Here is a 4,779-nt window from a genome sequence, read left to right as displayed (position 1 = left end):
ACTTCATAACATTGCTAAAATCCGAATCTACTTATCATCAACGTTCATTCTTTCAACAATCTTTCTCAATAATTCTTCGATATTGCTTATTTTCTTTAACAACTTAAAAAAGAAAATTAATATCAAAATAATAATAGCTATAGAAATAAAAGTACCTACTATATGTAAAATAATTTGTATCCATGCATTTTCAAATCCAATTATTTCCATGCATACCTCCAACACATTATCATAGTTTAATACTAAATGAATAATTGTGATCCTTAGTATAACTCAAAGTGTACCTGTAGGATCCCCAAAAGGAGTCGTTAATAGACCTTTTCCATATATATCACAATAGCCTATCACCATCGGTACGTCTTATAATTTCGCTTATAACATTCCAATAAAATCCCACTGTAATACCTTGAAATAGTTTCATCCCAGGTCTAGTTACTTCTCAATTTTCGACATTCTTTGGTTGTCAAAATTAATACTTCAAATCCAAGCCTTATTCAGATTATTAATCATATTTGATTATAAGAAAAGATATCTCAAGGGCATCTTTATATATAATTTAACTTTCTATAAGAGCCATATGATAAGCAATATAATGATGAAGACAAAACTCCATATACTTTCTTTTAATTTAACTGATGAGTCACTGACCTTATCATTCCCAATAAGCTCTGGTTTAAAAATGGTTATTATTGTCACAACAAAATATGACAGTATACATGTTAACAAGGAATAATCAATATTCTTAAATATCATGAGTACACTCAAGTTAATAATCAAAACAATCACTATCGACACAATCTTCTTCATTTTCATATTTCACCTATTTCTATTCAAACTAGATTGTTTCAGTCTTAAATATTTATATGTGCAATTGGTGAGAACATCAATTGGATTTTTAGAGATACTAGATTAAGAGCTACTACTCCCCCAATTATTGCTGCTACTGGTGTTGCCATAGCTACAGCACTTGCAGATGCACATAATTTGATAATCATAAGTCCCATGCCACCAGCAATACCACCACCTTTTACTATTTCTTCAATAAGGTCATAGCCACCTTGGTTACACCATAATTGCAATCCAGTAAGAGGTGCTAATGCCACACCGATATAGACAAAGTTTACATAGATATTACTTGATCTTGTTGCCATTTGAATATTTGCACCTTCAGAATAATCTTTTTGTAACTGGACTTCTCTTACATCTTGAATAAGCTTAGCATCCTCTATATTATCTTTCAAAAAGGTGTGGTATTCCTTATCGAGTGTCTTCATTGATTCTTTTAATTCTTTCAATTCATTCTTGTCCATATTGAGTATTTGTTCACTCAAGCTATCTCTAAGCATATATTTCTCTGCATCACTTAGATTATTGACTTGAGCAATCTTATCAATAGTATTCTCAAGTGCTTTTTTATTCTCGATAACATTTCCTGCATAAGCAGTAGTTGATGTTACCAATGTGAGTATCAATACAATAATTAGTAAACTATTCCATTTTTTCATATAAATATTCTCCTCTTTTAGTCGGTAATGTCAAGTTTGACACTCCTATTTGTTATTTGAATCGCTTCATTTAATGCTTCAGTTTATTTGGTATCTCACTTTGATAGAAAATCAGACTAAACTGTGTTGATGCCGCTTGAGCTACAACCAAAGCAATAAATGCAAATGCGGTACCAGAGTACTTACGTACAAAACCTATTTTCTTCATTCCTTTCACCTCCTCTTACTATGCTCCCTATGATTAATGAAATTGTCGCTACTACCGCTCCCATCAATGTACTCATCAAAATACTACTCTGAGGTCCAAGCAAAAGTAGTTGGACAACGCAAATCATCACAATAAATATGCAGACTTTCTTACTACGTTTCCATACTGATTCATATTCCCGGTTCTTAATTTCTCGGTTTTTGTTATCGACCGGTCCAATCCTGAAAACACTCAAGACTATAAAACCAAACATCATGATTAGGACTAACACAGTCATTCTACTTACAAGAGCATTTATTAGCAGCAAATTGACTATGTACACCACTATGGTCAATATGTTACACCTAAATGGAGTACTTGCATGATACCCACCAGCAACGACTCTTATCGGTATAATTCCAAAGAAGAAAAAAAATGTTTCCTTCCACCAGCCGGTAATGGCACTCGTTGTAATTACAACAAGTAAAATTGACAGGTTAATCAATAATTGTTCTGTTCCATATAGATATACTTCATAATCTTCAGATTCAATTATCATTTCATGCATAAAAAAAGATGTTAACGTTTTAGCAAATTGCTTTATCAATCCTCCACCTCCAACAATTTGATTCAACTATAACATCTTACATTTTTTTTACAATCGAATTGGAACCAAACACCCTTGAAAAGCAATTAAAATAGTTTTTAGATCAAAAACTATAAACTTAATTTTTTATCAGGAAGCATTATTTGTACATTAAAATACATATCACTGCAACCAATATGGCATATGCCTCCATATTTCTCAACTGCCGATTCAATATTTTCAATACCTGTTCCAATCTCGCCTATAATTCGCTCCTTTCTCGAAGAAATATACTTTTTATTACTCACTTTTATTGTTTTGGGATTATATGTGTTTTTTATATCTATCAAAGCACACCCTTTTTTATACTTCATTTGTAATTGGATCATTTTTTTCTGCTCATCGTCAGTTATTCTCTCACACGCTTCAATCGCATTATTCAAAGCATTATCAATAATTATACAAAGATCCATATTATCAACATAAAGAAGCTCAGGTATTGCAATTTCATGCTCAAAAGCTATTCCTAATGTATTTGCTTTTGCTTTACGGTTATTTATTATTGCATCAACAACAATATTTTTTGACAGAATACCCTTCTTTTCAATATTCAATTCATTGGATAACTTCCCTAAATATTCTATAGCTTCCTGTATCATATTTTTTGTGAGGTATCCATCAATTGCAATGAAGTGCCCAATCATATCATGTCGAAACTTCTTAATTTGATTATATCCGGCAATCACATTCTCATATTGATCCTGCTGATACAATAGCTGCTGTTCACGAAATCTGTATTTATTATTCTCATCTACTTGAACAATGATACTATCAAATAGGTGAAATACGATTATATTAATATAAAGAATTACAACGCATGATAACACTCCCATTTCGCTCACCGTTCCACTCACAACCGGTTCATAAATACTTGCAATCGCTAATACTATACTGGTTATTGGAATAGTAATGATTAGCATCCAGGAACTCAGAGATATTCTGGATGCATTTCTCCTCTTAAATCTAATAATAAACTCTATAAGAAGCATCATGAGAATTTTTGATACAATGCTTCCTAAAAATAAAAACATTATGTTTTCTCTTACATTTTGTATCTGATCTCTTAACATAGCTCCTATCAAAATCACTGTTATTAACTCTGTAATCAGCGAAAATACCAAAAGGAATATTGCAATTATCAGTTTAACATGAGCCTTCCCCTCGAAGAAGAAGTGACCTATTACAAAATAAAGCACAAACCCAACAATTAAACTAATGCCTAATGTTTCGAGTGAAGTATTGATTACCGTTGCAATAACAAGTATCGCAATTAGACTCCATTTCATGTTAATCGGTTTAATTTTTTTCATACTTAATAGGCAGTTAAATAACCTTAATGCAATAAATATACCAACAATATTGCTCATAAAAAAAATGATTTCACTAATGTAGCTAATCATTACATTTCTCCCATCATATATACCAAATATTTATTTTTTATCACATCAGCATATTTATCGCTATAAATTAGTCTCTCATCATTTGAAATAACAACTTCTCGTATCCCAATTTCTTTAATATGGTGCACATTAACCAGATAGAATCTGCTGATTCTGATAAATCCATCCTTGCACAATCTTTTTTCTGCATTACTGATGTTTTCGTTATTTTCATATTCGTTATCACTGGTATGCAAAATCACTTTCTTCTTATTACTTTCAAAATAAAGCACATCTAATAGCCTAAGTGCTATTATTTTCTCTCTTGACTTGATAAGATATGATTTATTCATTGTAACTTGAATTTCATCTATTGCTTTAGCAAGTACTCGATGTAATTTTGATTCATCAACCGGTTTTAGTATAAAATCATACGCATCAATACTGTAGCCTTCAACCGCATATTCAATTACAGATGTTACTATTATTATAATACCGTACTTATCATGCTTCTTAATGAGTTTTGCAGTCTGAATGCCATCCAATTTTTTCATCTGCATATCAAGTAAAATGATAGAGTACTTCTTTCCTCTTTCATAAGCTGCCACTAGTTCTTCTCCAGAATCGAACAAATCAATCTCAATCGACTCATCCAGCAACAAATCACGTACATATTTTTCAATTTCTATTTGTTGCATTTTGTCATCTTCACATATTGCAATTGCTAACATATTCACACTCCCTTAGGCTATTATAAACCTGACCTTAACCTTTCACAGACTTGAATTGATTTCTAAATATACTGCTTATTATTTTCACAAATGGCCACATATTCTTTTGCTGCTCCTTCATACTATCCCAAAAGCATTATTATGATCTCCAAATTAAACACCCTCCATCAATTAGAAGAACGTTTATTCTTTATATTTGTTTTTGCTTATGGGAAATTTTGAGCTTTTTGACACTACTTTTTTTCAATCCTATAACCCTAGAGGCCCTCACCTCTGTTCATATTATCCCATTTCTCAGTATTACTGACAAGCAAATGTGCTAAAAACACTT

Annotated in this window: 6 protein-coding genes; all 6 read right to left on the bottom strand. The window is 31.5% G+C overall.

All coding sequences use genetic code 11. From position 1 onward, the window contains the following. Positions 1-27: 27 nt before the first annotated feature. The 6 genes from AC6F8J_RS10440 to AC6F8J_RS10415 all read right to left on the bottom strand — a co-directional run bounded on the left by AC6F8J_RS10440 (position 28) and on the right by AC6F8J_RS10415 (position 4,448). Positions 28-210 carry a hypothetical protein gene (locus tag AC6F8J_RS10440; protein ID WP_500723183.1) on the bottom strand — a complete coding sequence of 61 codons (183 nt, stop codon included), beginning with the start codon at positions 208-210 and terminating at the stop codon, positions 28-30. Between the two features lie 641 nt (positions 211-851). Further along, entirely contained in the window at positions 852-1,505 is a 654-nt protein-coding gene (locus tag AC6F8J_RS10435; RefSeq protein ID WP_500723181.1) for a hypothetical protein, read from the bottom strand. Between the two features lie 70 nt (positions 1,506-1,575). Continuing rightward, the gene (locus tag AC6F8J_RS10430) at positions 1,576-1,713 is read right to left on the bottom strand and encodes an AgrD family cyclic lactone autoinducer peptide (RefSeq protein ID WP_275843106.1); all 138 of its coding nucleotides are present in this window, start codon (positions 1,711-1,713) and stop codon (positions 1,576-1,578) included. Further along, positions 1,688-2,299, bottom strand: coding sequence for an accessory gene regulator B family protein (locus AC6F8J_RS10425; protein WP_500723179.1), 612 nt, complete (start codon positions 2,297-2,299; stop codon positions 1,688-1,690). Before AC6F8J_RS10425 ends, AC6F8J_RS10430 begins: the two co-directional genes overlap by 26 nt. A 110-nt stretch (positions 2,300-2,409) precedes the next feature. Next, a complete protein-coding gene (locus AC6F8J_RS10420) occupies positions 2,410-3,738 on the bottom strand; it encodes a GHKL domain-containing protein (protein ID WP_500723177.1) in 1,329 nt (442 codons plus the stop codon). Beyond that, entirely contained in the window at positions 3,738-4,448 is a 711-nt protein-coding gene (locus AC6F8J_RS10415; RefSeq protein WP_275843109.1) for a LytR/AlgR family response regulator transcription factor, read from the bottom strand. The genes AC6F8J_RS10420 and AC6F8J_RS10415 overlap by 1 nt, the downstream gene beginning before the upstream one ends. Between the last annotated feature and the right edge of the window lie 331 nt (positions 4,449-4,779).

The organism is Petrocella sp., assembly GCF_059865615.1.
Note: the sequence above shows the minus strand (reverse complement) of the source record. Positions and strands in the feature narration are given on the sequence as shown.

Coding starts and splice junctions, on each gene's coding strand:
- AC6F8J_RS10415 (WP_275843109.1), bottom strand. CDS start 4,448: ATGTTAGCAATTGCAATATGTGAAGATGACAAAATGCAACAAATAGAA.
- AC6F8J_RS10420 (WP_500723177.1), bottom strand. CDS start 3,738: ATGATTAGCTACATTAGTGAAATCATTTTTTTTATGAGCAATATTGTT.
- AC6F8J_RS10430 (WP_275843106.1), bottom strand. CDS start 1,713: ATGAAGAAAATAGGTTTTGTACGTAAGTACTCTGGTACCGCATTTGCA.
- AC6F8J_RS10435 (WP_500723181.1), bottom strand. CDS start 1,505: ATGAAAAAATGGAATAGTTTACTAATTATTGTATTGATACTCACATTG.
- AC6F8J_RS10440 (WP_500723183.1), bottom strand. CDS start 210: ATGGAAATAATTGGATTTGAAAATGCATGGATACAAATTATTTTACAT.